At 56.1% G+C, this 26,287-nt stretch carries 22 protein-coding genes; 6 read left to right on the forward strand and 16 right to left on the reverse strand.

What is annotated here, in order from left to right; all coding sequences use genetic code 11:
• Positions 1-58: 58 nt before the first annotated feature.
• Both relA and rlmD read right to left on the reverse strand, forming a co-directional pair.
• Entirely contained in the window at positions 59-2,290 is a 2,232-nt protein-coding gene (gene relA / locus K5Y30_RS08535; protein ID WP_101762592.1) for a GTP diphosphokinase, read from the reverse strand.
• A gap of 32 nt (positions 2,291-2,322) precedes the next feature.
• The gene (gene rlmD, locus K5Y30_RS08540; RefSeq protein ID WP_222210983.1) at positions 2,323-3,639 is read right to left on the reverse strand and encodes a 23S rRNA (uracil(1939)-C(5))-methyltransferase RlmD; all 1,317 of its coding nucleotides are present in this window, start codon (positions 3,637-3,639) and stop codon (positions 2,323-2,325) included.
• A 90-nt stretch (positions 3,640-3,729) separates the two neighbouring features.
• Between rlmD and barA the strand changes: the two genes are divergently transcribed.
• Positions 3,730-6,459 carry a two-component sensor histidine kinase BarA gene (barA, locus tag K5Y30_RS08545; protein WP_222210985.1) on the forward strand — a complete coding sequence of 910 codons (2,730 nt, stop codon included), beginning with the start codon at positions 3,730-3,732 and terminating at the stop codon, positions 6,457-6,459.
• Between the two features lie 95 nt (positions 6,460-6,554).
• Here the strand turns inward: barA and K5Y30_RS08550 are convergent, their stop codons facing one another.
• The 6 genes from K5Y30_RS08550 to K5Y30_RS08575 all read right to left on the reverse strand — a co-directional run bounded on the left by K5Y30_RS08550 (position 6,555) and on the right by K5Y30_RS08575 (position 13,547).
• Entirely contained in the window at positions 6,555-7,694 is a 1,140-nt protein-coding gene (locus tag K5Y30_RS08550; protein ID WP_222210987.1) for a glycerate kinase, read from the reverse strand.
• Positions 7,695-7,778: 84 nt separating this feature from the next.
• Positions 7,779-8,663, reverse strand: a complete 885-nt coding sequence (gene garR, locus K5Y30_RS08555) for a 2-hydroxy-3-oxopropionate reductase (protein WP_064738030.1) — start codon at positions 8,661-8,663, stop codon at positions 7,779-7,781.
• 19 nt (positions 8,664-8,682) lie between these two features.
• On the reverse strand, positions 8,683-9,450 hold the full coding sequence (gene garL / locus K5Y30_RS08560; protein WP_101762587.1) for a 2-dehydro-3-deoxyglucarate aldolase: 768 nt from the start codon (positions 9,448-9,450) through the stop codon (positions 8,683-8,685).
• 52 nt (positions 9,451-9,502) lie between these two features.
• Positions 9,503-10,834, reverse strand: coding sequence for a glucarate dehydratase (gene gudD, locus K5Y30_RS08565; protein WP_008101394.1), 1,332 nt, complete (start codon positions 10,832-10,834; stop codon positions 9,503-9,505).
• Positions 10,835-10,850: 16 nt separating this feature from the next.
• Positions 10,851-12,191: a glucarate dehydratase family protein gene (locus K5Y30_RS08570; RefSeq protein ID WP_222210989.1), complete on the reverse strand. Its 1,341-nt coding sequence runs from the start codon at positions 12,189-12,191 to the stop codon at positions 10,851-10,853.
• A 9-nt stretch (positions 12,192-12,200) separates the two neighbouring features.
• Positions 12,201-13,547 carry an MFS transporter gene (locus K5Y30_RS08575; RefSeq protein WP_101762584.1) on the reverse strand — a complete coding sequence of 449 codons (1,347 nt, stop codon included), beginning with the start codon at positions 13,545-13,547 and terminating at the stop codon, positions 12,201-12,203.
• 509 nt (positions 13,548-14,056) lie between these two features.
• On the opposite strand from K5Y30_RS08575, the gene garD reads away from it, so the two are divergent.
• Positions 14,057-15,616 carry a galactarate dehydratase gene (garD, locus tag K5Y30_RS08580; RefSeq protein WP_222185570.1) on the forward strand — a complete coding sequence of 520 codons (1,560 nt, stop codon included), beginning with the start codon at positions 14,057-14,059 and terminating at the stop codon, positions 15,614-15,616.
• Between the two features lie 70 nt (positions 15,617-15,686).
• Here garD and K5Y30_RS08585 read toward each other — a convergent pair whose 3' ends face one another.
• The 4 genes from K5Y30_RS08585 to syd all read right to left on the reverse strand — a co-directional run bounded on the left by K5Y30_RS08585 (position 15,687) and on the right by syd (position 18,392).
• On the reverse strand, positions 15,687-16,133 hold the full coding sequence (locus K5Y30_RS08585; RefSeq protein WP_222185569.1) for a flavodoxin: 447 nt from the start codon (positions 16,131-16,133) through the stop codon (positions 15,687-15,689).
• Positions 16,134-16,145: 12 nt separating this feature from the next.
• The gene (gene truC, locus K5Y30_RS08590) at positions 16,146-16,925 is read right to left on the reverse strand and encodes a tRNA pseudouridine(65) synthase TruC (protein WP_222210991.1); all 780 of its coding nucleotides are present in this window, start codon (positions 16,923-16,925) and stop codon (positions 16,146-16,148) included.
• Positions 16,925-17,251, reverse strand: coding sequence for a YqcC family protein (locus tag K5Y30_RS08595; protein ID WP_222211007.1), 327 nt, complete (start codon positions 17,249-17,251; stop codon positions 16,925-16,927). The genes truC and K5Y30_RS08595 overlap by 1 nt, the downstream gene beginning before the upstream one ends.
• Before the next feature lie 592 nt (positions 17,252-17,843).
• Positions 17,844-18,392, reverse strand: coding sequence for a SecY-interacting protein (syd, locus tag K5Y30_RS08600; RefSeq protein WP_222185567.1), 549 nt, complete (start codon positions 18,390-18,392; stop codon positions 17,844-17,846).
• 62 nt (positions 18,393-18,454) lie between these two features.
• Between syd and queF the strand changes: the two genes are divergently transcribed.
• The 3 genes from queF (at position 18,455) to xni (ending at position 21,644) form a co-directional block, all read left to right on the forward strand.
• A complete protein-coding gene (queF, locus tag K5Y30_RS08605) occupies positions 18,455-19,300 on the forward strand; it encodes an NADPH-dependent 7-cyano-7-deazaguanine reductase QueF (RefSeq protein ID WP_222211009.1) in 846 nt (281 codons plus the stop codon).
• A 182-nt stretch (positions 19,301-19,482) separates the two neighbouring features.
• Complete coding sequence (gene ppnN / locus K5Y30_RS08610) at positions 19,483-20,847, forward strand: nucleotide 5'-monophosphate nucleosidase PpnN (RefSeq protein WP_101762010.1); 1,365 nt, start codon at positions 19,483-19,485, stop codon at positions 20,845-20,847.
• 38 nt (positions 20,848-20,885) lie between these two features.
• Positions 20,886-21,644: a flap endonuclease Xni gene (gene xni, locus K5Y30_RS08615; RefSeq protein WP_222211011.1), complete on the forward strand. Its 759-nt coding sequence runs from the start codon at positions 20,886-20,888 to the stop codon at positions 21,642-21,644.
• A 213-nt stretch (positions 21,645-21,857) separates the two neighbouring features.
• On the opposite strand, the gene rlmM is transcribed toward xni, so the two are convergent.
• The 4 genes from rlmM to K5Y30_RS08635 all read right to left on the reverse strand — a co-directional run bounded on the left by rlmM (position 21,858) and on the right by K5Y30_RS08635 (position 24,871).
• Positions 21,858-22,958, reverse strand: coding sequence for a 23S rRNA (cytidine(2498)-2'-O)-methyltransferase RlmM (gene rlmM, locus K5Y30_RS08620; protein ID WP_222185564.1), 1,101 nt, complete (start codon positions 22,956-22,958; stop codon positions 21,858-21,860).
• Positions 22,951-23,346, reverse strand: a complete 396-nt coding sequence (locus tag K5Y30_RS08625) for a DUF423 domain-containing protein (RefSeq protein ID WP_008109570.1) — start codon at positions 23,344-23,346, stop codon at positions 22,951-22,953. Before K5Y30_RS08625 ends, rlmM begins: the two co-directional genes overlap by 8 nt.
• A gap of 49 nt (positions 23,347-23,395) precedes the next feature.
• Positions 23,396-24,313: a transcriptional regulator GcvA gene (locus K5Y30_RS08630; RefSeq protein ID WP_222185563.1), complete on the reverse strand. Its 918-nt coding sequence runs from the start codon at positions 24,311-24,313 to the stop codon at positions 23,396-23,398.
• A gap of 333 nt (positions 24,314-24,646) precedes the next feature.
• On the reverse strand, positions 24,647-24,871 hold the full coding sequence (locus K5Y30_RS08635; RefSeq protein ID WP_008109575.1) for a YgdI/YgdR family lipoprotein: 225 nt from the start codon (positions 24,869-24,871) through the stop codon (positions 24,647-24,649).
• 206 nt (positions 24,872-25,077) lie between these two features.
• On the opposite strand from K5Y30_RS08635, the gene csdA reads away from it, so the two are divergent.
• On the forward strand, positions 25,078-26,283 hold the full coding sequence (gene csdA / locus K5Y30_RS08640; protein ID WP_222211020.1) for a cysteine desulfurase CsdA: 1,206 nt from the start codon (positions 25,078-25,080) through the stop codon (positions 26,281-26,283).
• Positions 26,284-26,287 lie beyond the last annotated feature (4 nt).

The following is a 26,287-nucleotide window of genomic DNA, read 5'->3' on the forward strand; positions in this document are numbered from 1 at the left end:
AGCGTCTCCTTCCCCCGCGAACGGGGGAAGGTCGGGATGGGGGACAAACGGCTCTGAATCAATGCAAACGGCGCGCGTCGATAATATCCGGCACCTGATTGAGACGTGCCAGCACGCGGCCAAGCACTTGCTGGTTATAGATCTCAATATCCATATCAATGGTCGCCAGCTGCTTTTTGGTGTCACTGCGGCTGGAGACGCCGAGCACATTGACCTTCTCGTTTGCCAGAATGGTGGTGATATCGCGTAGCAGGCCGCTACGATCGTTGGCGGTAACGCGTACCACCAGCGAGTAACCGCTGGAGTAATCCTCGCCCCACACCGCATCAACGATACGTTCTGGTGCGTGCGAAATCAGCTCGGTTAACTGGTCGCAGTCGGCACGGTGAATCGAAATGCCGCGCCCCTGGGTGATAAAGCCCACGATATCGTCGCCTGGAATCGGCTGGCAGCAGCGGGCGATGTGGTGCAGCAGATTGCCTACGCCTTCCACCACCACGCGACCGCTCTCTTTGCGCGCGGACGGCGCATGTGACTTCTGCGTCAGCAGGCGCAGCGCCTCGCGATCTTCCTCCTCGGCGCTCGGCTTATTGAGCTTGCCCTGCAGGAAATTCACCATCTGATTGAGGCGAATATCGCCGCCGCCAATCATCGCCAGCAGCTCATCCTGCGAACTGACGTTATAGCGCGGCAGCAGGAGTTTTTCCGCTTCGCGCATGCTGATATCCATCTGATTTAGCTCGCTTTCGAGGATCTGACGGCCAGCAATGATATTTTTGTCACGATCCTGTTTGCGGAACCAGGCGTGAATTTTCGAGCGTCCGCGGCTGGTGGTGATATAGCCGAGGTTCGGGTTTAGCCAGTCGCGGCTTGGGTTTGGCTGCTTCTGGGTGATCACTTCAATCTGATCGCCCATCTGCAACTGATAGGTAAACGGCACGATGCGGCCGCTGATTTTGGCGCCGATGCAGCGGTGACCGATATCGCTGTGAATGTGATAGGCGAAGTCGAGCGGCGTTGAACCCGCCGGCAGATCGACCACATCACCTTTCGGGGTAAACACATACACGCGGTCGTCGAACACCTGGCTGCGCACTTCCTCCAGCATCTCGCCGGAATCGGCCATCTCTTCCTGCCAGCTAATCAGCTTACGCAGCCAGGCGATGCGTCCTTCATGTCCTGCTGCGCCGCGCGCATTGCTGGAGGTTGGACCTTCTTTGTACTTCCAGTGTGCGGCGACGCCCAGTTCGGCATCTTCGTGCATCTGGCGCGTACGAATCTGTATTTCCACCGTTTTGCCCTGCGGACCCAGCACCACGGTATGAATCGATTGATAGCCGTTAGGCTTGGGATTGGCAACGTAGTCGTCAAACTCACTCGGCAGATGGCGAAACAGCGTATGCACCGTACCAAGCGCGCCGTAGCAATCCTGCAGCCGTTCCGCCACGATACGCACCGCGCGCACGTCAAACAGCTCATCAAAGGCTAACGACTTCTTCTGCATCTTGCGCCAGATGCTGTAGATGTGTTTCGGACGGCCATACACTTCGGCACGCACTCCCTCTTTCTGCATCTCGGCGCGCAGGTTGGCGACGAAGCTTTCGATATAGCCTTCGCGATCGATACGTCGCTCGTGCAGCAGCTTAGCGATGCGTTTGTATTCATCGGGATGCAGATAGCGGAAGCAGTAATCTTCCAGCTCCCATTTAAGCTGGCCGATACCGAGACGGTTGGCCAGCGGCGCGTAGATATTGGTGCTCTCTTTCGCCGCGAGCACGCGCTCATCTTCTGGCGCGTCTTTCATTTCACGCAGATGGGCGATACGTTCCGCCAGCTTGATAACCACGCAGCGGAAATCTTCCACCATCGCCAGCAGCATGCGGCGCACGTTATCCACCTGCTCGGAGGCCATCGAATCGTTGTGAATCGCTTTCAGCTGACGAATGGCGTCCATGTCGCGCACGCCGTGCACCAACATCACAATCTCTTTGCCAAAGGCTTTTTCGAGATCCTCTTCGCTCACCACATCAGCGTTGGCGAGCGGGAACAGCAGCGCCGCGCGCAGGCTGTCGATGTCCATGCTGAGCATGGTGAGAATTTCCACCATCTCAATACCGCGCCACAGCAGCAGAGCTTGATCAGGATGGTTGTGCGTTTCGGCTTCACAGTAGCGCCACGCATCCGCCAGTCGCTGACAGGATTGCGGATTGTTGATACTTAAACTGGCGATCCACTGATCGAGGGCAAATTCGCCCGCCGTATTTAAATGCGCACTTCTAACCGCAACCATATCCTCTCCTGCCACAGCGATGTGGACATCGCTTATGCTTTGCTAAACAGCACCATGGATTCGAGATGACTGGTATGGGGGAACATATCCAGCATCGCGACCCTTTCCAAATGGTAGCCCGCTGACAGCAATGTCTGACTGTCACGCGCCAGCGTTGTAGGGTTACAGGAAACATAGACCACACGTTCTGGCGCAAGTTTAACCACATGCGTCATCACGCCCGCGGCCCCAGCACGCGCTGGATCCAGTAACACCTTGTTAAATCCCTGCGTCGCCCACGGCTGACGCGATACATCTTCCTCCAGGTTATGCTGGAAGAAGCGAACATTCTCAAGATTATTCTGGGCTGCATTATACGCTGCCTGCTGCACTAATGCTGCAACGCCCTCCACACCTACAGCATTTTGTACGAATTTTCCTAGCGGTAAGGTGAAGTTTCCCATGCCACAGAACAAATCCAGCACACGATCCTCTGGCTGCAAATCCAGCCATTCAATGGCTTTGGCGACCATCTGCTGATTCACACCATCGTTGACCTGAATAAAATTCTGCGGGCTAAAGGATAGCGGTAAATTCAACGAGTGATAAAAAGGTTCGCGCGCATTCAGCGCCTGCAAACTTTCACTGCCATCAGCCAGATAGAGCGACAGTTGCTGCTCATGCGAAAAGCGTTCCAGTTTTGCGCGGTCGCCGGCAGATAATGCATCAAGATGACGCAGCACCATCAGCGGGCCATTATCCGCCAGCACCAACTCGACGTGGCCCAAGCGTTTAACCGCCTGTAAATCACTGAGACACTGGTGCAACGGCTGCAGTAACGCTTCAAGTTCGGGCACCAAAACCGGGCATTGCTTCAGTTCAACCAGATCGTTGCTGGCGGCCTGGCGGAATCCCATTTGCAGGCGCTGCTGTTTTGGCTGCCACTGCAATCCTAAACGCGCCCGACGACGATAGCCCCACGCGCTGCCGCTGATGATCTCATCGACCTTCACCGGCAGCGGCGCTTCGCGGCTTAACATGCGGCTCAAGGTGCGCGCTTTACTCTCCTGCTGCAAAGCCACCGAGGCATGTTGCTGCTGGCAGCCGCCGCACACCCCAAAATGGACGCAGCGCGGTTTTTCCCGCTGTGGGCTGGGATTGAGGATCTTATTGGCTTTGGCGCGCGCGTATTTGCTTTTATCCTCAAACACCGTCACTTCCGCCTGTTCACCGGGCAGCGCGCCGCTAACAAACATCGCCTTGCCTTTATGGCGCGCAACACCTTGTCCGAAAGGATCGAGGTCTTCAATGGTGACGGATATGCGAGCCTTCGTCGTCACACGCTGTTTTGCGGAGTAAAATTGCGCCATAGTATTGTGAAATCTCTACGTTAATTGGGTGTGCAGCCAGTAACCGTGCTCGCACAGGGAAAAAATGCCAGGAGTCGCCAGGCCACAATTATGACCAAATACAGCCTGCGGGCGCGAATGATGATTTTGATACTGGCGCCAACGCTGATGATTGGTCTGCTGCTCAGTACCTTCTTTGTGGTGCACCGCTACAATGAATTACAGCATCAGGTGCACGATGCGGGAGCGAACATCATCGAACCGCTGGCGGTCTCCAGTGAATACGGCATGACGTGGCACAACCGCGATGCGATTCGCGAGTTAGTCAGTCTGCTACATCGCCGCCACTCCAATATTGTCCGTGCCATCACCATTTTCGACAACAACAATCACGTCTACGTCACCTCGAATAACAATCAGAATCTGGCGCTGCTGCAAAAAGAGGACATCTCCACGCTGGAAGATGGTGTCTCGGTGGAGCGGCAAGGCACGATTATGATTCTGCGCACGCCGATCATCTCTGAACGCTATTCGGTAGATGAGTTGCCGGGCGAAGATGCCAAACCTGCCGGGAATCCGCTGGGTTATGTGGCGATCGAGCTGGATCTGCAATCGGTGCGGCTGGAGCAGTACAAAGAGGTGTTTGTCGCCACGCTGCTGCTGCTGTTCTGCCTGTGTATCGCCATGCTGTTTGCCTATCGCCTGATGCGCGACGTCACCGGTCCCATTCGCAATATGGTTACCACCGTGGACCGCATTCGTCGTGGCCAGCTGGACAGCCGCGTCGATGGTTACATGCTGGGCGAGCTGAGCATTCTGAAAAACGGCATCAACGCCATGGCAATGTCGCTCACCGCCTATCACGAAGAGATGCAGCAGAACATCGATCAGGCGACTTACGATCTGCGTGAAACGCTGGAGCAGCTGGAGATTCAGAACGTGGAGCTGGATCTGGCGAAGAAGCGCGCGCAGGAAGCGGCGCGTATCAAATCGGAGTTCCTCGCCAACATGTCGCATGAGCTGCGTACGCCGCTAAACGGCGTAATTGGCTTTACCCGTCAGATGCTAAAAACCGGGCTGAGCACCAACCAGCGCGACTACATGAGCACCATCGAGCGTTCGGCGAATAACCTGCTGAGCATCATTAATGACGTGCTCGATTTCTCGAAACTGGAAGCCGGCAAGCTGGTGCTGGAGTCGATCCCGTTCCCGCTGCGCGCCACGCTGGATGAAACGCTGGTGCTGCTGGCGCCGTCCGCCCATGACAAAGGGCTGGAAATTACCGTGTGCCTTGAAAAACAGGTGCCGGACAATGTGATTGGCGATCCGCTGCGCCTGCAGCAGATCATGATCAACCTGATTGGTAACGCGATTAAATTCACCGAACACGGTCATATCGATCTGCGCGTTGAGCTGCGCAGCATCAGCACCATGCGCGTCGAGCTGGAGATTCAGGTGCATGACACCGGCATCGGTATTTCCGAACAGCAGCAGTCACAGCTGTTCCAGGCGTTCCGTCAGGCCGATGCCAGCATTACGCGCCGTCATGGCGGCACCGGTTTGGGGTTAGTGATCACGCAGAAACTGGTGAGCGAAATGGGCGGCGAAATTGCCTTCCACAGCCGCCCGAATCAGGGTTCGACCTTCTGGGTGCATATTCATCTCGATCTCAATCCGAACGCGCCAGCCATTCCGCGCATGCTGGATGATTTGCGCGCCACGCCGCTGGCTTATATCGAGCCACATCCGGCGGTGGCGAAAGCGGTGCAGGAGATGTTGAGCATCACGCCGCTGCAGGTGCAGCACTTCTCCAGCCTGGAAGAGATGCCCGAGACGCACTTCCCGCTGCTGCTGATGGGTTTGCCGGTCACCGAGCCACATCCTGCGACGCTGCCGGATGCGTTGATTAAGCATCTGCATGCGCGTGCCGACTCGGTGCTGCTGGCGCTGCCGAGTGAAATGATGCTGTTTGCCGATGACTTACGGGCGCGCGGCATTGCCGGGTGTATCGCCAAACCGGTTTCGTTGACGCGCTTGCTGCCGATGCTGCTGGACTTACATGACTGGCAAAGCGATGCGCTGCCGCGCGGCGCACGTCAGCCGCTGACGGTAATGGCGGTGGATGACAATCCCGCCAACCTGAAACTGATTGGCGCGCTGCTGGAGGAGCAGGTGCAGCACATCATTCTCTGCGATAACGCCGAGCAGGCGATTCGCCAGGCGCGCCTGCATAAGCTGGACGTGATTCTGATGGACATTCAGATGCCTGATATCGATGGCATTCGCGCCAGCGAAATCATCCGCAGCCTGCCGCTGCACGCCACCACACCGATTGTTGCCGTTACTGCGCATGCGCTGGATGGCGAACGTGCGCAGCTCATCAACGCTGGCATGAATGACTATCTGGCGAAGCCGATTGATGAGGACAAACTGAGCCAGCTGCTGCAGCGTTACGCGCCGAACCGGGTCATGCCACAGCCGCAACAGCCGCATGTGGCGCCGTCACTGGACTGGATGCTGGCGCTGCGTCAGGCCGCCAATAAACCCGATTTAGCCCGCGATTTGCTGCAAATGCTGCTGGATTTCTTGCCGGAAGTGGAAGAGCGCGTGGAGAGTGCCATGGCGAGTAATGATGTGGTGGGATTGCGCGAGATTATTCACAAGCTACACGGCAGCGCCAGCTACAGCGGCGTGCCGCGCCTGAAGCAGCTGTGCCAGCAGCTGGAGAAGAGTTTGCATCAGGAGAGCGATATCGACGCGCTGGAGCCGGAGCTGCTGGAGTTGAGTGATGAGATGGCGAACGTGGCGCGAGAGGCAAGAAAGTTGTTGGCGTTGGGTTAGTGCGGTGCGGTGATGAACCAGGTCGGCATAAATGCCGACCCTACTACGTCATTATGCGTGCTCATTTGTAGGGTCGCCATTCATGGCGACCAGGCTTACCACGCTTTCCCAACTTTAATCACCGCCGCCACATTACGCGCCGTCAGGCGCACGTTCTGCGCCGCGTTGGCCAGCGCGTCGTCCAACGTGCAGATGCTAAACAGCACGCTGAACACCGCATCCAGCCCGTGTTGATGCACCACGCCGACATCCGCGGTTAAACTTCCGGCAATGCCAATCACCGGCTTATTAAACTGCTTCGCGACTTTTGCCACACCAATCGGCACCTTGCCGTTGATGCTCTGGCTATCAATGCGCCCTTCGCCGGTAATCACCAGATCGGCATCTTTCACCTGCTCGGCCAGGCCCAAGGCTTCAGTGACAATTTCAATGCCGCTGCGTAACTCGGCCTGACAAAACGCATGCAGCGCCGCGCCCATGCCGCCCGCCGCGCCGCCGCCATCAATGTGTAAAACATCAATATCCAGATCGCGATGAATCAGGGTGGCGTAATGTTCCAGTGCTTTGTCCAGCTGCTGCACCAGTTCCGGCGTCGCGCCTTTCTGCGGACCGAAGATCGCCGAAGCGCCCTTATCACCGGTGAGCGGATTACTGACATCGCAGGCGACTTCAAAGCGACACTGCTTAATACGCGTATCCAGCTGTTTGATATCGATGCGCGCCAGCTGCGGTAATGCGCCGCCGCCGTAGGCGATTTGCTTGCCGTGCTCATCCAGCAGTTGTGCGCCCAGCGCCTGCATCATGCCGGAACCGCCATCATTGGTGGCGCTGCCGCCAATGCCGATAATGAAGTGATCGACACCGCGATCGAGCGCATCTTTGATCAGCTCGCCGGTGCCGAACGAGGTGGTAATCAGCGGATCGCGCTGTGCCGCGGGCACTAACTCCAGCCCGCTGGCTGCCGCCATTTCGATAAATGCGGTACGCTCATCACCTGACAAACCGTAGAACGCCTCCACTGGCTTGCCGAGCGGTCCAGTAACCGTCAGCCGGACAATGTTTCCCTGCGTTGCCGCCACCATCGCTTCAACCGTGCCTTCACCACCGTCGGCAACCGGTATTTTCACGTACTCAGCTTCGGGAAAGATCTCGCGGAATCCCGCTTCAATCGCCGAAGCCACTTCCAGGGCGGATAAACTCTCTTTATATGAATCCGGTGCGATGACAATTTTCATAGGCAATCCAGCGCGGTTGATGACGGACATCCGTCCTGCGAAGGCAGCGAGCCGCCCGACATCCGTAGACGCCGGACGATTGCACTACCGGGTGATCTCAACTTTCGCTAATTTTTCATAATAGCAGGCCAGCGCGCTATGGTCGGAAGTGCCCTGTCCATCCACTTTCAGCGCCTGCATCATCTCCATCACTGCGGCAGTCAGCGGCAGATGCGCACCGATCTCGTGCGAGGTATCCAGCGCATTGGCCAGATCTTTGATATGCAGATCGATGCGGAAGCCCGGTTTGAAGTTACGATCCAGTACCATCGGCGCTTTGGCATCCAGCACGGTGCTGCCTGCCAGACCACCACGAATCGCCTGATAAACCAGCTCAGGATTAACGCCCGCTTTGGTCGCCAGCGACAGCGCTTCTGACATCGCCGCGATGTTAAGCGCCACAATCACCTGATTCGCCAGCTTAGTCACATTCCCCGCACCAATGTCACCGGTGTGTACCACCGAACCCGCCATCGCTTTCATGATGTCGTAGCACTGATCAAACACCGCTTTATCGCCGCCCACCATCACCGACAGCGTGCCTTCAATCGCTTTCGGCTCGCCGCCGCTGACTGGCGCATCGAGCATTTTGATGCCTTTCGCCGCCAGCGCATCATGCACTTCGCGGCTGGCCAATGGCGCAATGGAACTCATGTCGATAACGATCAGGCCCGGCTTCGCGCCTTCGATGATGCCGTTAGCACCGAGGCACACCTCTTTAACCTGTGGCGAGTTCGGTACCATGGTGATCAACACATCCACCTGTTCAGCCACCTCTTTTGGCGTCTTGGCCACGGTGGCGCCCAGCTCCACCAACTCTGCTTCGTTACTAACATTATGGTCGCGCACCACCAGCGAATAACCGGCTTTCACCAGGTTTTTACTCATCGGTTTGCCCATGATGCCGAGGCCGATAAATCCAATTTTCATTGCCTTTCCTCTCAGTCAGTTATTTTTTAAATTTGTCACACAGCGCCTGCGTGGCGTTACGGAACACACCCAGATCGCTGCCTACCGCCACAAAGCTGGCGCCCCACTCCAGATAGCGGCGCGCATCGGCTTCCACCGGCGCCAGAATGCCGCTCGGTTTCCCCGCCGCTTTGGCGCGTTCGAATACGTGTTTAATCACTTTCAATACTTCGGGATGCGCAGGCTGGCCCAGATAGCCGAGCGCGGCCGAGAGATCGCCCGGCCCAACGAAGATGCCATCAACACCTTCCACCGCGGCGATAGCATCGATGTTGTCCACCGCCTGTTGCGTTTCGATCTGCACCAGCACCGTGATGTTGTCGTTAATGGTGCTGTTGTAATCCGGCAGCGTGCCGTACATGTTGCTGCGATGCGAAACCGATACACCGCGAATGCCCGCCGGTGGATAGCGAGTTGATGCCACCGCGCGAATCGCCTCTTCCTCGGTTTCCACAAACGGCACCAGGAAGTTGTAGAAGCCGATATCCAGCAAGCGCTTAATGATGATCGGTTCGTTGCACGGCGGACGCACCACCGGCGCGCTGTGGCTGCCCTTCAGTGCCATCAGTTGCGGCACAAAGGTGGTGATGTCATTCGGCGCGTGTTCGCCATCCAGCACCAGCCAGTCAAAGCCCGCCAGGCCCAGCACTTCAGTGGTAAGGGGATTAGCCAGCGCGCACCAGCTGCCAATCAGGGTTTCTCCTGCCAGCAAACGGCGACGAAAAGGGTTCGGCCAGGCATTGCTCATTGTCTTCACTCCTGTCGGTCACAGCAGGCTCCCGCTTGGGGAGCCAGAAAAGTTAGCGCACCAGGCACGGACGCTTGTTATCAAAGGTCCAGTTCGGTACGAGGAACTGCATGGCTTGCGCATCATCGCGCGCGCCCAAACCGTGTTTCTGATACAGCGCGTTGGCCTGCATCACCTGATCCATATCCAGCTCGACGCCGAGACCCGGTTTTTGCGGCACCTGCACCATGCCGCCTTTAATCTGGAACGGCTCTTTGGTCAGGCGCTGATTGCCTTCCTGCCAAATCCAGTGGGTATCGATAGCGGTAATCGCGCCCGGTGCGGCGGCGGCAACGTGGGTAAACATCGCCAGCGAGATGTCGAAGTGGTTGTTAGAGTGCGAGCCCCACGTCAGGCCGAAGTCGTGACACATCTGCGCCACGCGCACCGAACCCTGCATCGTCCAGAAGTGCGGATCGGCCAGCGGGATATCGACCGATTGCAGCGACAGCGTGTGGCCCATTTGACGCCAGTCAGTGGCGATCATGTTGGTAGCAGTCGGCATGCCGGTGGCGCGGCGAAATTCCGCCATCACTTCGCGACCGGAATAGCCTTGCTCAGCGCCGCACGGATCTTCCGCATAGGCCAGCACGCCTTTCAGCTGCTTACCGAGCAGAATCGCTTCGTTCAGCGACCAGGCACCGTTAGGATCGAGTGTCACACGCGCCTGCGGGAAGCGCTTCGCCAGCGCCGTCACCGCTTCAGCCTCTTCGCCACCGCGCAGCACGCCGCCTTTCAGTTTGAAATCGTTAAAGCCATATTTTTCATAGGCCGCTTCCGCCAGGCGCACCACCGTATCCGGCGTCAACGCTTCTTCGTGGCGCAGGCGATACCAATCGCATTTATCATTTTCCTGGCTCTGATACGGCAGCGAGGTTTTCTTACGGTCGCCGACATAGAACAGATAGCCGAGCATTTCTACCCGGTCGCGCTGCTGACCATCGCCGAGCAACGAGGCGACGTTCACGCCTAAATGCTGTCCCAGCAGATCGAGCAGCGCCGCTTCGATGCCGGTGACCACGTGAATGGTGGTACGCAAATCAAAGGTTTGGTTGCCGCGCCCGCTGGAATCGCGGTCGGCAAAGGTGCTGCGCACCAGGTTGAGGATGTTTTTGTATTCGCCAACGGTTTTCTGCACCACCAGCGCCGCCGCATCCTCCAGCGTCTGACGAATCTTTTCGCCGCCCGGAATCTCACCCACGCCGGTATGTCCGGCATTGTCTTTAATGATGACGATATTGCGGGTGAAAAACGGTGAATGCGCGCCGCTCAGGTTGAGCAACATGCTGTCGTAACCGGCCACCGGAATGACCTGCAGCGATGTAATTTTCGGTGTCTGACTCATTTCCTGCTCCTTAGACTTAGCCGCGACCAAATGCTGGACGCTTGCGGTCGAATGACCAATTGGGAACCAGATACTGCATAGCGGTGGCGTCATTACGTGCGCCCGCCGGCAGCGATTTGTACAACGCGTTGGCCTGATGCAGGCGGTCCCAATCCAGCTCGACGCCGAGGCCCGGCTTATCCGGCACGGCGATTTTGCCGTTGCGGATCTGCAGCGGCTCTTTGGTCAGGCGCTGATCGCCCTCCTGCCAAATCCAGTGCGTATCAATGGCGGTGGGTTTACCCGGTGCAGCTGCGCCAACGTGGGTGAACATCGCCAGTGAAATATCGAAGTGGTTATTGGAGTGACAGCCCCAGGTTAATCCCCAGTCGTCGCACAGCTGCGCCACGCGCACCGCGCCGCTCAGCGTCCAGAAGTGCGGATCGGCCAGCGGGATATCGACGGAATTGAGCATCACCGCGTGGTTCATTTCGCGCCAGTTGGTGGCAATCATGTTGGTGGCGACCGGCAAGCCCGTCGCACGACGGAATTCGGCCATCACTTCGCGACCGGAATAGCCTTGCTCGGCACCGCACGGATCTTCGGCGTAGGTCAGCACATCGCCCATGCCTTTACACAAGCGAATGGCTTCATCGAGCGTCCAGGCACCGTTGGGATCGACGGTGATGCGCGCATCGGGGAAGCGTTTTTTCAGCGCCGCCGCCGACGCAATCTCCTGCTCGCCAGGCAGCACGCCGCCTTTGAGTTTGAAATCTTTGAAGCCATATTTGTCCTGCGCCGCTTCCGCCAGACGCACCACAGATTCCGGCGTCAGCGCCTCCTGATGACGCAAGTGATACCAGTCGTGGCTGGCATTTTCGCCGGTCAGATACGGCAAATCGGTTTTGCGACGATCGCCGAGATAGAACAGATAGCCGAGCACCGTGACCTCATCGCGCTGCTGGCCCGGACCGAGCAGTTCCGCCACCGGCACGCCGAGACATTGGCCGAGTAAATCCAGTAGCGCCGCTTCCAGCGCGGCCACCGCATTGACGCGCAGCTCGAAGGTCCACGCGCCTTTGCCGAAGGTATCGAAATCCGCCGACTGATTGCCTTTGTGCACCTGCTGCACCAGACGATTCATGCGGGCAACCTGCTGACCTTTTACCTGCGGAATCGCCTCAACCAGCGTTTGGTAGATGGTTTCCCCGCCCGGCGCTTCACCGACGCCGGTGTGTCCCGCGCTATCCGTGAGCACCACGATATTGCGGGTGAAGCAGGCGCTGTGCGCGCCACCGATGTTGAGCAACATGCTGTCGTAACCGGCAACCGGAATCACCTGCATATCGGTGATGACCGGCGTGCTTTGCGTAGTCATATTCCGTCCTTATGGCCTGGTTTTCAGTTCAACGCGTTTGATATCGCCGGCAATCACCAGGAAACTAAATGCGGCGACAAAGGCATGGATACCGACATAAATCAGCGCGCCTTCGAAAGATCCGCTGGTGGCGATGATGTAACCGATAGCAATTGGCGTGACGATGCCGGAGAAGTTACCGAACATGTTGAACAAGCCGCCGCTCAAACCGCTGATCTCTTTCGGTGCGGTATCTGCCATCACCGCCCAACCCAGCGCACCAATGCCTTTGCCGAAGAATGCCAGCGCCATAAAGAACACCACCACCCATTCGGTGTCGGTGTAGTTACACATCACCATCGAGATGGAGAGCAGCATACCGAGCACAATGGGCGTTTTACGCGCGATGTTCAGCGAACCGGTTTTACGCATCAGGTAATCAGAAATCACGCCGCCCAATACGCCGCCGAGGAAGCCACACACCGCAGGGATCGAAGCAATAAAGCCGGCCTTCAGAATCGACATGCCGCGCGCCTGCACCAGATACACCGGGAACCAGGTAATAAAGAAGTAGGTTAAGGCGTTGACGCAGTATTGGCCGAGATAGATGCCCAGCATCATGCGTGAAGTCAGCAGCTGTTTGATCTGGAACCACTTCTCGCTCCAGCTCACTTTGCGGTCGTCCTTTTTGACGTCCATGTTGATCAGCGCGCCGCCCTGCTCCATGTACTCCAGCTCGGCTTTGTTAACGCCCGGATGATCGGTGGGATCGTGGATCACTTTCAGCCAGATAAAGCTGAGGATGATGCCCAATCCGCCCATGAACCAGAACACGTGTGCCCAGCCCACTTCGGAGACCAGCCAACCCATGATGGGCGCGAAGATTACCGTGGCGAAGTATTGCGCCGAGTTAAAGATTGCGACGGCGGTGCCGCGCTCCTGCGCCGGGAACCAGGCCGCAACAATGCGGCTGTTGCCGGGGAAGGATGGCGCTTCAGCCAGGCCGACCAGGAAGCGCAACAGGAACAGCGAAATGATAATGCCAAAACCGCTGAACAGATCGACGAAGCCTTGCAGCAAGGTAAACAGCGACCAGAGGAAGATGCTCCAGAAGTAGACGCGTTTTGAGCCGAAGCGGTCGAGCAGCCAGCCGCCCGGAATTTGCCCAATCACGTACGCCCAGGAAAAGGCGGAGAAGATATAGCCCAGGCCGACCGAATCAAGGCCGATCTCTTTGGACATCGCCGAACCGGCAATCGAAATGGTTGCGCGGTCACCGTAGTTGAACGAGGTGACGATAAATAACATCACCACAATCCAGTAACGGGCATTGGTGCGCTTTTGCACCGCTTCCGCTGTCTGGCTGAAACTATTCATGATGCACTCCTGAAATATAGCGAACGCTACATTCACTCTGACTGCATACACATCGCGTTGGGTATCAGAATGATGTTGGGTTAAACACGGCGATTTTTATATTTGGCAATACGATGATGCGTCGTGACGAATAACCTAACGTTGAAGAACGAGAATCAGTATAGGAACAGCCTGGCGGCGAAACACTGGAAGAACGCATGAGGATTAAGGGCGAATGAGAATGATTTTATGGCATCTGCACATAACGCTGCGGCGTGGCTCACGGAACGCTTTTTTGCCTCCCGATTTTGCCTGGTTAACGTACAGGTCAACGACAGTTTGTGAGTCCCTTCACTTGTGTTTGGATAAACGAACCAAATTCCCCTGATAAATCTCCTTAAAGCCAGTCAGTTGCACAATGCATACGGCAAATACCCCTGCATATACTGAGGCTGGCAAAAAACGATGACGTGATGGACGTATTTTAAACCGCGCTGCTACGTACAGTGCGACGAACTGGAAGGTGAGCAATGAACCGTCCTCTGACAGAAAAACCGCTCTATATCAAAGTGCACGATGCCGATAACGTGGCGATCGTGGTCAACAATCAGGGATTACCGTCCGGCACCCGTTTCGACGACGGACTGCAACTGACTGAGCATGTGCCGCAGGGACATAAAGTCGCACTGAGCGACATCCCACAAGCGGGCGCGATCCTGCGCTACGGTGAAGTGATTGGCTATGCGCTGCGCCCCATCCCACAAGGTAGTTGGATTGAAGAATCACTGGTGGCGCTGCCCGAAGCGCCACCACTCAACAGTTTGCCACTGGCAAACAATGTGCCGCCTGCGCTGCCGCCGCTGGAAGGTTATACCTTCGAAGGCTATCGCAACGCGGATGGCAGCGTGGGCACGCGTAACCTGCTCGGCATCACCACCAGCGTTCACTGCGTAGCGGGCGTGGTGGATTATGTGGTGCAGATCATCGAGCGTGATTTGCTGCCGCGCTATCCCAACGTCGATGGCGTGGTGGCGCTGAATCATCTGTATGGCTGCGGCGTGGCAATCAATGCGCCCGCTGCGGTGGTGCCGATTCGCACCATTCATAATCTGGCACTGAATCCCAATTTCGGTGGCGAAGTGATGATCGTCAGCCTCGGCTGCGAGAAGTTACAGCCGGAAAGACTGCTGACCGGCACACCCGACGTGCAGGCAATTTCGCTGGATGACAACGATATTGTGCGGTTGCAGGATGAGCGACTGGTGGGCTTCGGCGCGATGGTGGATGAAATCCTGCAGGTCGCCGAACGCCATTTGAAAAAGCTGAATCAACGTCAGCGCGAAACCTGTTCGGCTTCAGAGCTGGTGATCGGCACGCAGTGCGGCGGCAGCGACGCCTTCTCGGGCGTAACGGCGAACCCCGCCGTGGGATTTGCTTCTGATTTGCTGGTGCGCTGCGGCGCAACGGTGATGTTCTCGGAAGTGACCGAAGTGCGTGATGCCATCCATCTGCTGACGCCGCGCGTGGTGGATGAAGCGGTCGGCAAACGGCTGCTGGAAGAGATGGCGTGGTATGACGATTATCTCAGCCAGGGCCAAACCGATCGCAGCGCCAATCCTTCGCCGGGCAACAAAAAAGGCGGGCTGGCGAATGTGGTGGAGAAAGCGCTGGGCTCGATTGCGAAGTCAGGTCGCAGCCCGATCGTTGAAGTGTTGTCGCCAGGACAGCGCCCCACCAAACGCGGGCTGATTTACGCGGCCACGCCAGCCAGCGATTTCGTGTGTGGCACACAGCAGATGGCATCAGGCATTACCTTGCAGGTGTTCACCACCGGGCGCGGCACGCCTTACGGTTTGGCGGCCATTCCGGTGATCAAGATGGCAACGCGCAATGCGCTGGCCGAACGCTGGCATGATTTGATGGATATTAATGCCGGGACCATCGCGACGGGTGAAGAGAGTATTGAACAGGTCGGTTGGCGACTGTTTGAATTGATTCTGGATATTGCCAGCGGGCGCAAGCAGACGTGGTCGGATCGCTGGGGGATTCGTAATCAGCTGGCGGTGTTTAATCCGGCGCCGGTGACGTGATGACCAGGTTGGCATGAATGCCAACCCTATAACGCTTCTGTAGGGTCGCCATTCATGGCGACCTCACTCATTACAGCAACTTACCCCAGCTCTCCACCCAAGGTGAGGTCACTGATTCTGGCTCCGGATCTTCCGTCGCATCCACCAGCAGCACCTCGCCGACACGCTGCGCGCTCTGCTCCTGCAAGGTAGCATCGAAGGTTTTACCGGCACCGCAGAAATTGTCATAGCTGCTGTCACCCAAGCCAATCACGCCGTAACGCAATTCTGGCTGATAACCCAGCTCATCGCGCACCGCAACATACAGGCGGGCGATGTTATCCGGGAAGTCACCTTGGCCGGTGGTTGAGGTGACAATCAACACCACCTCTTTGCTGTATGCCTGCCAATCCGCCATCGACGGATCTTCAAACACCTTCACGTCGTGGCCCTGCTCTTCCAACACCGTCTGTGCTTCTTCCGCTACCAGCAGCGCATTGCCGTAAACCGTACCTGTAAAAATGCCAATCTTTGCCATCTTGCCGCTCCTTTATTCTGTCGGCTTATCCTGGACTGCATCATTGGCAAACTCAACCCTGGGAACATCAGGGATCTGATCCTGCCAGCCAAACTGCTCAAGCATCTGCTGCCAGACGCGATCCAACCCGGCGCGAATCACTAAGGGCTCGCCGGTAACGGGATGGGTAAAGCTGAGTGCGCTGGCGTGCAGCATCAGGCGATTTAGGCCAAAATGTGCCGCCGCACCGCGATTCTGGCGCAGATCGCCGTGCGCGCTGTCGCCAATAATTGGATGACGCAGATGCACCATGTGGCGACGCAGCTGATGTTTACGCCCGGTGTGCGGCGCCATCTCCACCAGCGTATAGCGCGCGGTGTTATAGCGGCTGATGGCGACCGGCATCTCAACGTGTGCCAGCGCCTGGTAATCCGTTACCGCCGGTTGGGCAACAGGTTCCTGGGTGGCAAATTTGTCGGCAATTTTATCCAGCTCTTCCACCAGCGGATAATCCAGCGTCGCGCCGCCTTCCAGCCAGCCGCGCAGCACCGCATGATAGGTTTTCTGCATCTGGTGCTGTTCAAACTGCTGCGCCAGTAAATGGGCGACTTCACTCGATAAAGCCATCAGCAACACGCCAGACGTTGGGCGATCGAGGCGATGCACGGTGAACACATGCTGACCAATCTGGTCGCGTACCGTTTGCATCACCACCACTTTTTCGTTGCGATCGAGCCAGCTACGATGCACCAGCCAACCGGCCGGCTTATTCACGGCGACCAGCCACTCATCTTGATAAAGGATTTCGAGCATCAGGCGGTGGGTTCCTGGAACAGCGCATCAAACTTGTTGAGCGTCAGCAATAACGTCGCATAGCCCGGCATGTCGGTTGGCAATGCGACTTCATAATAGGGAGCGATGGCAAAATTCTGCGGTAACGGCGCGCCGCTTTCGAGCAGCGCATAAAAACGCGGCATCAACACCCATTGCAGCCATTGCAGCGGCTCCATGGTATCGAGACAAAAAGGTTCGGTACTGGCGAAGGCGTTCGCCTCGGGCGATTGTGACTGCCAATGGCCGTGTTCGCGCATCACCGCTTCGACCTGCTGCAGGCGCTGAAAAATCATTTGCGACGACATGCGCAACCTCCAGAGAAAAATTGGGCGGCAAGCATACCATCAGTCACGCCCGGCGTAAAAATGGCATAAAAAAAGGGAGCACTGTGATTACAGTGCTCCCGGTTTTCGTTTGCAGCATTCCAGCTACTGCTGTGCTCCCTGCTCATCCATGACAACTTTTCCTGCGCTTTCCGTCGCTTGTCATCATGACATTGGTCCTTAGCATCCTGGCCCGCCACATTCCGCGTGGCTCTCATTCTCCGTCCTGGAGGTGTCCTTTATACTCAATCCTAAGTGTCCTGCTTCGTCCTGAAGCCTTCCTTGTGCCGTAAACTCCGTTACGTTCCTGCCTCATGGCTGACATTCTCCTGAACGTCTCTTAATCCCCAGCATCCTGCCAGTGGTGACTATTCTCCCAGAAACCATCGCAATAACAAGCCAGTAAGAAGCGTTAATGGATTGAGTCCTGTCTTAATTTTCAGATTGATGCCATAAGTTCATGATTCACAATATTTTTACATTTAGGGCTGCCGCAAGTCTGCGCAATGATCTAGCGATCTCTCACACGCGACGTGAGAGATCTCTCACAAATCGCAGCCTAAAAATCTGCAAATCACTGAGTAACCGGTTGTAAAGCATTAAGAAAATTCTCAACCGATATTGCCAAGACTTCACGCTTTTTAGTGCCAGGCTCCTCAATAATGACCTCGCCGGTAAGATTGCACAGCGCAATCACATCATTCTCTGAGTCGGTGGTGGCAATAAACAGCGTTGGCGCTTGTCTTAAGCGGCGCTTCATAACCAAATGACCAATCAGGTTTTCCTGCAGGCGAGTGAAATCCGCTTCGCTCCATACCTGCAGCAGGGTAATCGGCTGCTGTTCAAAGGTTGCCGTCATATCACCTGCAAACTGGCTGGTATAAAACGCACTGATTTCTGGTTGCAGTTGCAGATCCAGCGCACGCTCTACCGCTTCAAGCGTGGCCGGTAACGTAAACGGCTGCGGCTGCCACAACACGCGGTCATCCAGCGTGCTGATAATGCAGTCGGAGGGCACGCCAAGCAGATCGGCGCTGGCGGGAAAATGTCCGGTTTGTTGCTGCCAATGTTCAACGTAGCGGGCGGTAAACTCACGCAGAGCATCTACGGTTTGCTGCATCATTCATATTCTCGCAAGTGTTAGGTTACACTTAACCACTTTGATGAAATTTAGTGGTAACCGTTATGTCTTCTGAAAACCGGGATCAGGCATTAAGCGGCCTGACCTTAGGTAAGCCCACGGCTTATGTTGATCGCTACGATAACACGCTGCTGCAATCCGTGCCGCGCAGCCTTAACCGTGAGCCGCTAGGGCTGTATCCCGATAGTCTGCCGTTTACTGGCGCAGATATCTGGACGCTGTACGAACTCTCCTGGCTCAACAGCAAAGGCGTTCCGCAGGTCGCGGTGGGCGAAGTGGTGCTGCGCGCCGATAGCCAAAACCTGATCGAGTCGAAGAGTTTCAAGCTCTATCTTAACAGTTTTAATCAGAGCGTTTTCGCCGACTGGGGCGAAGTGCGCCAGACGCTGGAGCGCGATCTCAGCGCCTGCGCGAAGGGTCAGGTCAGCGTGGCGCTGTTTCGTCTCAGCGAAGTGGAAGGCCAGCCGATCGGCCACTTCAGTGGCGAAGTGATTGATGAACAGGATATCGAAATCCACGATTACGCCTTCAATGCGGATTATCTGGCGCAGGCTGCAGGCCGTGAAATTGTTGAAGAAACGCTGGTTAGCCATCTGCTGAAATCGAACTGTTTGATTACCAATCAGCCCGATTGGGGCTCGGTGATGATTCGCTACAAAGGCCCGCGTATCAATCGAGAAGCGCTGCTGCGTTATCTGATCTCATTCCGTCAGCATAATGAGTTTCATGAGCAGTGCGTTGAGCGCATTTTCAACGACGTTCAGCGATTTTGTCAGCCAGAAGCCCTGAGCGTCTATGCGCGTTACACCAGGCGCGGCGGTCTGGATATCAATCCGTGGCGCAGTAATGTGCCCTTCTCTCCGGGATTTTCCCGCCTGGTTCGCCAGTAATAGTTTGCGAGACGCCTCGCAGGCCGCTGCACGGATGCGCGGTTCCCCTTGAGCATTCACAGCGGACAACGTTACTCTGTTGAAGGCGCGATCGAAGCATGCGCGACCAGGGATTTTCGTCGCTGCGTTAATAAGTTAAGCGCAGCGTCATCAGCCACGCATTTGCGTGTAAAGGAGTTATCTTGATTACACATATCAGCCCGCTTGGCTCGATGGATCTGCTCTCCCAGCTTGAAGTCGACATGCTGAAGCGCACCGCTAGCAGCGACCTTTATCAGCTGTTTCGTAACTGTTCTCTTGCGGTACTCAACTCCGGTAGCCAGACCGACAGCAGCCAGGAATTGCTTTCGCGTTTTGAAAACTTCGACATCAACGTGTTGCGCCGTGAGCGCGGTGTGAAACTGGAGCTGATTAACCCGCCGGAAGAGGCATTTGTTGATGGCCGGATTATTCGTTCGCTGCAGGCAAACTTGTTTGCCGTGCTGCGCGACATTCTGTTTGTAAACGGACAACTGGCGGCAACAGAACGCTACCAGAACGAGGAGCCGGAAGACTCTGCGCATATCACCAATCAGGTGTTTTCGATTCTGCGTAACGCGCGTGCACTGCACATCGGCGAATATCCGAATACCGTGGTGTGTTGGGGCGGCCACTCAATCAATGCGGTGGAATACCAATATTGCCGCAACGTCGGCACGCAAATGGGCCTGCGCGAACTCAACATCTGTACCGGTTGCGGACCTGGCGTCATGGAAGCACCGATGAAAGGTGCGGCGGTGGGACATGCGCAGCAGCGCTATCATGACAGCCGTTTTATCGGCCTGACTGAGCCCTCAATCATTGCCGCCGAACCACCGAATCCGCTGGTCAATGAGCTGATCATCATGCCGGATATCGAAAAACGCCTTGAAGCCTTTGTGCGTATCGCCCACGGTATCGTGATCTTCCCTGGCGGCGTGGGCACAGCAGAAGAGCTGCTGTATTTGTTGGGTATTTTAATGAATCCGCACAACAGCGATCAGGTATTGCCGCTGATTCTGACCGGACCCAAAGAGAGCGCCGACTACTTCCGCGTGCTGGATGATTTCATCGTCAATACGCTGGGCGAAGCCGCGCGCAAGCACTACAAAATTATCATTGATGATGCCGCTGAAGTGGCGCGTCTGATGAAGAAAGCCATGCCGCAGGTGAAAGAGTATCGCCGCGAAACCGGCGATGCCTACAGCTTCAACTGGTCGATTCGTATCGCACCCGAATTGCAGGTGCCCTTCCTGCCGACGCACGAGAATATGGCAAACCTGAAGCTGTTCCCGGATCAGCCCGCCGAGCTGCTGGCAGCCGATCTGCGTCGCGCCTTCTCAGGCATTGTGGCGGGTAACGTCAAAGAGATCGGAATTCGTGAAATTCGCGAAAAAGGCCCGTACAAACTGCACGGCGATGCCAATCTCATGCACCGCATGGACGAACTGTTGCAAGGTTTTGTCGCACAGCAGCGCATGAAGCTGCCGGGCAGCGCCTACACGCCTTGCTACGAAATCATCAAATAACCCATCAGGAAGGCAGCCTGCGGGCTGCCGCTATCGCTATGTCGCTTCATCTTCTTATCATTGATGCACTCAATCTGATTCGCCGTCTGCACGCTGTTCAGGGTTCGCCATGCCGCGACAGCTGCGTTGCCGCCTTGCATCAGTTATTGGGACATACACAACCCACGCACGTGGTGGCGGTGTTTGATAGCCATGAGCGTCAGCCCGGTTGGCGCCATCAGCTATTACCGGATTACAAAGCGGGTCGCCCGCCGATGCCGGAGGATTTGCATCTGGAGATGCCCGCGCTGCAGGACGCCTTCCGCGCAGCAGGCGTTAACTGCTGGGTGGCTGATTTAGACGAAGCCGACGATCTCGCCGCCACGCTGGCGGTGAAAATGGCGGACGCTGGTCATCAAGCAACCATTGTCTCGACCGATAAAGGTTATTGCCAGCTGCTGGCACCTAACATTCGTATTCGCGACTATTTCCAGAAGCGCTGGCTGGATGTGCCTTTTATCGAGCAAGAGTTTGGCGTAACGCCCGCGCAGTTGCCCGACTATTGGGGATTGTGTGGTATCAGTAGCAGCAAAATTCCCGGCGTGCCCGGCATTGGCCCGAAAAGCGCCCGCGAGTTGTTGATGCAGTTTGGATCGCTGGATGCGATCTACCAGCAATGGGATCAGGTACCGAGCAAATGGCAGGGAAAATTGCAGCAACAGCGGGAAATGGCAGAAATTTGCCGCAAAGTATCGACGTTAAAGCGGGATTTGGTATTGCAGGGCAATCTCAATACTTTGAGATATCAAACGAAATAGCGGTCGCCATAAATGGCGCCCCTACAACAATGTCCTGCGAAATAATTTGCGCTACAGCAAGGCGGCAAGTGCGCGAGTCCCCGGGAGCATACATCAGTATGTGACCGGGGCGAGCAAACGCAGCCAACGCCGCTGTAGTGCAAAGTATGAAGCAGGACCGCTGTAGTGCAAAGTATGAAGCAGGACCGCTGTAGCGCAAAGTATGAAGCAGGATTAGCGCTCGTCGCGACGGCCGCCAACAGCCGCCCAAAGTCGACGTACGTGAACGGTCACTTCTTCGCGGTCATGATAGAGCTGGCGCGCCTGAATCTGGGCATTAATGCCCTGCGCTTTCAGCGCGTCATCAATCATCGCCAGGTTCTGTGTCACTTCTTCGTAGCGCTTTTTCATTGGCAGCTTGAGGTTGAATATCGCCTCGCGGCACCAGCCATTCACCAGCCATTCGGTCATCAGGCTCGCGACGCGCACCGGTTTTTCCACCATGTCGCACACCAGCCAGCTGATATTGGTACGCGGCGGACGGAATTTAAAACCATCTTCGCGGCAGTGCGTCACCTGTCCGGTGTCCATCAGGCTTGGCGCCATCGGGCCGTTATCTACCGCAAAAACCCACATGCTGCGTTTCACCAGTTGATAGGTCCAGCCGCCGGGGCAAGCGCCGAGATCGACGGCGTACATGCCGCTGGCTAAACGCTCATCCCACTCATCCGCAGGCACAAACACGTGAAACGCCTCTTCCAGCTTGAGCGTAGAACGGCTCGGCGCATCGGAGGGGAATTTCAGGCGCGGAATGCCCATGTAGAATGGCGAGTTGTTTTCCGGCAGCGAAAAGCCGACGTAACAGGTGCCCGGCGCGATAAAGAACACGTGCACCACTGGACGCTTCGGCGTTTCGTAATTAAGCAGGATTTTGCTTTCACGCAGGCTGGCACGCAGCGGCACGGTTAATTTACGGCAGAACTTGGTGAGCTCTTTCGCTTCATTGGTATCCGGCACTTCAACCCGCAGTTCACCGCCCTTCTCCACAACACCGGTCAGCATGCCGACAATCGGCGTGATGCGGTCTTCTGGTGGCAGATCGCGCAGCAACTCTCCCACCACCAGCATCTGCCGCGCAAAGATCAGTTCGGCAAACGGCAGCGTTTGGATCAGCTTTTCAGCATCTTGCTGCTGATAGCACTCAAACAGCACGTAACCCGAGTCATCTTTGACGCGCGGGAAGCCGTAAATCTCGCGCTCAGCCGCTTTCGCGCTGATTTCTGCCGCGCACTCTTTCTCAAATCCTGGACGGCAATAGAGTAAAACTTTATTCATGGCGATCTGCCTTTCGTTTCAGACGCAGTGCGCCAATCAACATCAAGAACCAGCCAATAAGGAAGCACAAGCCTCCCACTGGCGTAACAAAAACCCAAAACTTCATGTGCGACAGCGCCAGACAATAGAGACTGCCACTGAACAACACGGTACCGAGCGCCATCGCGGCGCTACTCCAGTAAAACCAGATATTGGCGCGACGCAGCATAGCGGCACCCAGGCCAATCACCGCCAGCGTGTGATACGCCTGATATTCCAGGCCGGTATGTATCCACGCCATTTCGGCTGGGCCGAGCGATTTGCTCAGCACATGCGCGCCGAAAGCACCAAACGCCACCAGCAGAAATCCACTAATGGCAGCAAAAACAAACATGGCACGACTGGACATTAAACAATCCTCAAGGTAATGCGCACATCACTGTGCAGCCAGCAACGCATTAGTGATCGTAGCGAAAGCGGAATTTTTCTTGTTCATTGGCCGCTTTTTCCAGGATCCACTGACGAAAGGCGGCTATTTTACCCAGTTCTGCCTGGCTGTCATGACAAACCAGATAAAAAGCATTTTTACTGACCAATACGTCATTAAAAGGACACACCAGACGACCGGCTTCAATTTCACTCTGCGCCATCACATTATTCGCCAGCGCCACGCCCTGACCATGAATTGCCGCCTGTAATACCATGGCGCTGTGGCTGAAGATCGGGCCCTGTTGCACATTAATGTGCTGCACGCCCAGCTGACGCGTATAGGATTGCCAGTCGCGGCGCGATGCATCATGCAGCAGCGTGCAATGCACCAAATCGGCCGGCGATTTGAGTGGATTATCGCCCGTCAGCAACATCGGTGAGCAGACCGGCAGCAAATATTCGGCATACAATTTCTCAACCCTAAGGCCTGGCCAGTTGCCGCGACCGTAGAAAATCGCCACGTCAACATCGTCCGCCAATTTCTCCTCATCACGGTCCACCGCCTGGATACGCACGTCGATGCCCGGATAAGCCATATTAAAGCTGGAAAGGCGAGGCACCAGCCACTGAATGGCGAAACTCGGCAGCAAACTGACGGTCAGCGCACCCTTAGCGCTGCGCGCCTGCAACTTGCGCGTCGCATCGTTCAGGGCGGAGAAAATCTCCTTAATATCTAAATAGTAGCTTTGACCGTCTTCTGTCAGTAAAAGCGAACGATTCCTCCGGCGGAACAGCTTTAGACCGAGGAAATCTTCCAGAGATTTGATCTGATGGCTGACAGCAGCCTGGGTAACAAACAGCTCTTCAGCGGCTTTGGTGAAGCTCAAATGACGGGCAGCAGCATCGAAGACGCGTAAAGCATTAAGCGGCGGAAGGCGTTTAGACATGGTTTTCCGTATCCGGATTGACAAGGTAATACTTCAACTTATACAAAGTCGCTACGTATTAGTTTTTTTAATCCGAGACATTATAATTTGTCCGTTGAGGAAGCTCCAGCAAATACCTATAGTTGCCGCACTTCCTGAGCCGGAACGAAAAGATTTCTGGAAACGTGCGAGAGATCGCAGACTTTTGGAGAACTTTTGGCTTGTGGTCGTGATGTTGTGTTTGCATTTTGATCTGACGCTTGCAGATCAAGCTTTTAATTCCTGTAGATTTACCCTGTCTGTCCATAGTGATTTTAAATAGCACCGCAAATTGCGGTGCTTTTTTTTATATCTTTACTGCCCCATCTCCACCATCTCTTTGACGTCAGAGCGGTTAATCTGCTGCTTGTTGCCATTGGCATCCTGATAGCTGATCATACCGGTTTCGTCATCAACTTTAGGTTTGCCATCGGCGACGATGGTGCGACCATCGTTAGTGTGCATTACGTAATTGCTGGAACATGCGGACAGGGTAAAGGCCAGAGTACACACGGCCAGCACTGCGGTGAGTTTATTCATCTTCTATCTCCTTGCAGATTAATTGCATTAAACCACCCACATGCGCTCACCAAAGGTAGCGCCAGTGAAATCGACTATGAATAGCGACGCGTTATGCGGGTTTCGGTTCAAACCTTGCAATAATTAGCATAACGCGCTTTTCCAGCTTTGCCAGGCAACGGGCCAGCTTTCAGCCTGGTCCTAACATGATTAACAGTGGGCTGAGTATGACCATTTTTTCTCCCGGCGCCTTCCGCCAGCAGTTCCCCGCGCTGAGCGATGCCGGAATCTACCTCGATAGCGCGGCTACTGCGCTCAAGCCGCAGGCGGTGATCGACGCGACCGCACAGTTCTACAGCCTCAGCGCTGGCACCGTGCATCGCAGCCAGTTCGCTGCCGCTCGCGCATTAACGGAAAAATACGAACAGGCGCGCGGATTAGTGGCGCGCTGGCTCAATGCTGCGGACGATCGGCAGATTGTCTGGACGCGCGGCACCACCGAAGCGATCAATCTGGTGGCGAACAGTTGGCTGGCTCCGCGATTGCAGGCTGGCGATGAAATCGTGGTTAGCGAAGCCGAACATCACGCCAATCTGGTGCCGTGGCTGATGGTGGCAAAAGCGGCGGGCGCGAAAGTGGTGAAATGGCCGTTGGGCGACGACCGTTTGCCGGATATCACGCTGTTGCCAGCACTGCTCAATTCACGTACCCGATTGCTGGCCGTTGGTCAGATGTCGAACGTCACCGGCGGCTGTCCGGATCTGGCGCAGGCGATCCGTTTAGCCCATGACGTCGGTGCCAAAGTGATGGTCGATGGCGCACAAGGTGTGGTGCATTGTCCGCCGGATGTAGAGGCGCTGGATATTGATTTCTATGCTTTTTCCGGCCATAAGCTTTACGGCCCAATGGGCATTGGCGTGCTGTATGGCAAAGCGGAACTGCTGGAAGCGATGGATCCGTGGCAAGGCGGCGGCAAGATGCTGACGCAGGTCGATTTTAACGGTTTCACGCCGCAGCCGGTGCCGTGGCGTTTTGAAGCCGGAACGCCTAACGTTGCCGGCGTGGTGGGGTTGAGTGCCGCGCTGCAGTGGCTGGCGCAACATGATGGCAATAAGGCCGAAATGTGGAGCCAGCAGCTGGCGAGCCTCGCCGAGGAGCAACTGAGCGAGATCCCCGGTTTTCGCAGCTTCCGCTGTGGCAATGCCAGCCTGCTGGCGTTCGATATTGCCGGCATTCACCACAGCGATATCGTTACGCTGCTCGCCGAGCATGGCATCGCATTGCGCGCCGGCCAGCACTGTGCGCAGCCGCTGATGGCGGCGCTGGGCGTCACCGGCACGCTGCGCGTTTCGTTCGCCCCCTATAATAATTTGCAGGACGTGGATGCGCTGGTGCGCGCCATGCGCCATGCCGTCGACTTACTGAGTGAATAAGCCC

Origin of the sequence: Pantoea sp. DY-5, from assembly GCF_019795955.1 — a bacterium.
Lineage (GTDB): Bacteria > Pseudomonadota > Gammaproteobacteria > Enterobacterales > Enterobacteriaceae > Pantoea > Pantoea leporis.

What these genes read in the sequence shown, in the direction of transcription:
- relA (WP_101762592.1), bottom strand. Translation starts at nt 2,290, where the DNA reads ATGGTTGCGGTTAGAAGTGCGCATTTAAATACGGCGGGCGAATTTGCC.
- rlmD (WP_222210983.1), bottom strand. Translation starts at nt 3,639, where the DNA reads ATGGCGCAATTTTACTCCGCAAAACAGCGTGTGACGACGAAGGCTCGC.
- barA (WP_222210985.1), top strand. Translation starts at nt 3,730, where the DNA reads ATGACCAAATACAGCCTGCGGGCGCGAATGATGATTTTGATACTGGCG.
- K5Y30_RS08550 (WP_222210987.1), bottom strand. Translation starts at nt 7,694, where the DNA reads ATGAAAATTGTCATCGCACCGGATTCATATAAAGAGAGTTTATCCGCC.
- garR (WP_064738030.1), bottom strand. Translation starts at nt 8,663, where the DNA reads ATGAAAATTGGATTTATCGGCCTCGGCATCATGGGCAAACCGATGAGT.
- garL (WP_101762587.1), bottom strand. Translation starts at nt 9,450, where the DNA reads ATGAGCAATGCCTGGCCGAACCCTTTTCGTCGCCGTTTGCTGGCAGGA.
- gudD (WP_008101394.1), bottom strand. Translation starts at nt 10,834, where the DNA reads ATGAGTCAGACACCGAAAATTACATCGCTGCAGGTCATTCCGGTGGCC.
- K5Y30_RS08570 (WP_222210989.1), bottom strand. Translation starts at nt 12,191, where the DNA reads ATGACTACGCAAAGCACGCCGGTCATCACCGATATGCAGGTGATTCCG.
- K5Y30_RS08575 (WP_101762584.1), bottom strand. Translation starts at nt 13,547, where the DNA reads ATGAATAGTTTCAGCCAGACAGCGGAAGCGGTGCAAAAGCGCACCAAT.
- garD (WP_222185570.1), top strand. Translation starts at nt 14,057, where the DNA reads ATGAACCGTCCTCTGACAGAAAAACCGCTCTATATCAAAGTGCACGAT.
- K5Y30_RS08585 (WP_222185569.1), bottom strand. Translation starts at nt 16,133, where the DNA reads ATGGCAAAGATTGGCATTTTTACAGGTACGGTTTACGGCAATGCGCTG.
- truC (WP_222210991.1), bottom strand. Translation starts at nt 16,925, where the DNA reads ATGCTCGAAATCCTTTATCAAGATGAGTGGCTGGTCGCCGTGAATAAG.
- K5Y30_RS08595 (WP_222211007.1), bottom strand. Translation starts at nt 17,251, where the DNA reads ATGTCGTCGCAAATGATTTTTCAGCGCCTGCAGCAGGTCGAAGCGGTG.
- syd (WP_222185567.1), bottom strand. Translation starts at nt 18,392, where the DNA reads ATGATGCAGCAAACCGTAGATGCTCTGCGTGAGTTTACCGCCCGCTAC.
- queF (WP_222211009.1), top strand. Translation starts at nt 18,455, where the DNA reads ATGTCTTCTGAAAACCGGGATCAGGCATTAAGCGGCCTGACCTTAGGT.
- xni (WP_222211011.1), top strand. Translation starts at nt 20,886, where the DNA reads ATGTCGCTTCATCTTCTTATCATTGATGCACTCAATCTGATTCGCCGT.
- rlmM (WP_222185564.1), bottom strand. Translation starts at nt 22,958, where the DNA reads ATGAATAAAGTTTTACTCTATTGCCGTCCAGGATTTGAGAAAGAGTGC.
- K5Y30_RS08625 (WP_008109570.1), bottom strand. Translation starts at nt 23,346, where the DNA reads ATGTCCAGTCGTGCCATGTTTGTTTTTGCTGCCATTAGTGGATTTCTG.
- K5Y30_RS08630 (WP_222185563.1), bottom strand. Translation starts at nt 24,313, where the DNA reads ATGTCTAAACGCCTTCCGCCGCTTAATGCTTTACGCGTCTTCGATGCT.
- K5Y30_RS08635 (WP_008109575.1), bottom strand. Translation starts at nt 24,871, where the DNA reads ATGAATAAACTCACCGCAGTGCTGGCCGTGTGTACTCTGGCCTTTACC.
- csdA (WP_222211020.1), top strand. Translation starts at nt 25,078, where the DNA reads ATGACCATTTTTTCTCCCGGCGCCTTCCGCCAGCAGTTCCCCGCGCTG.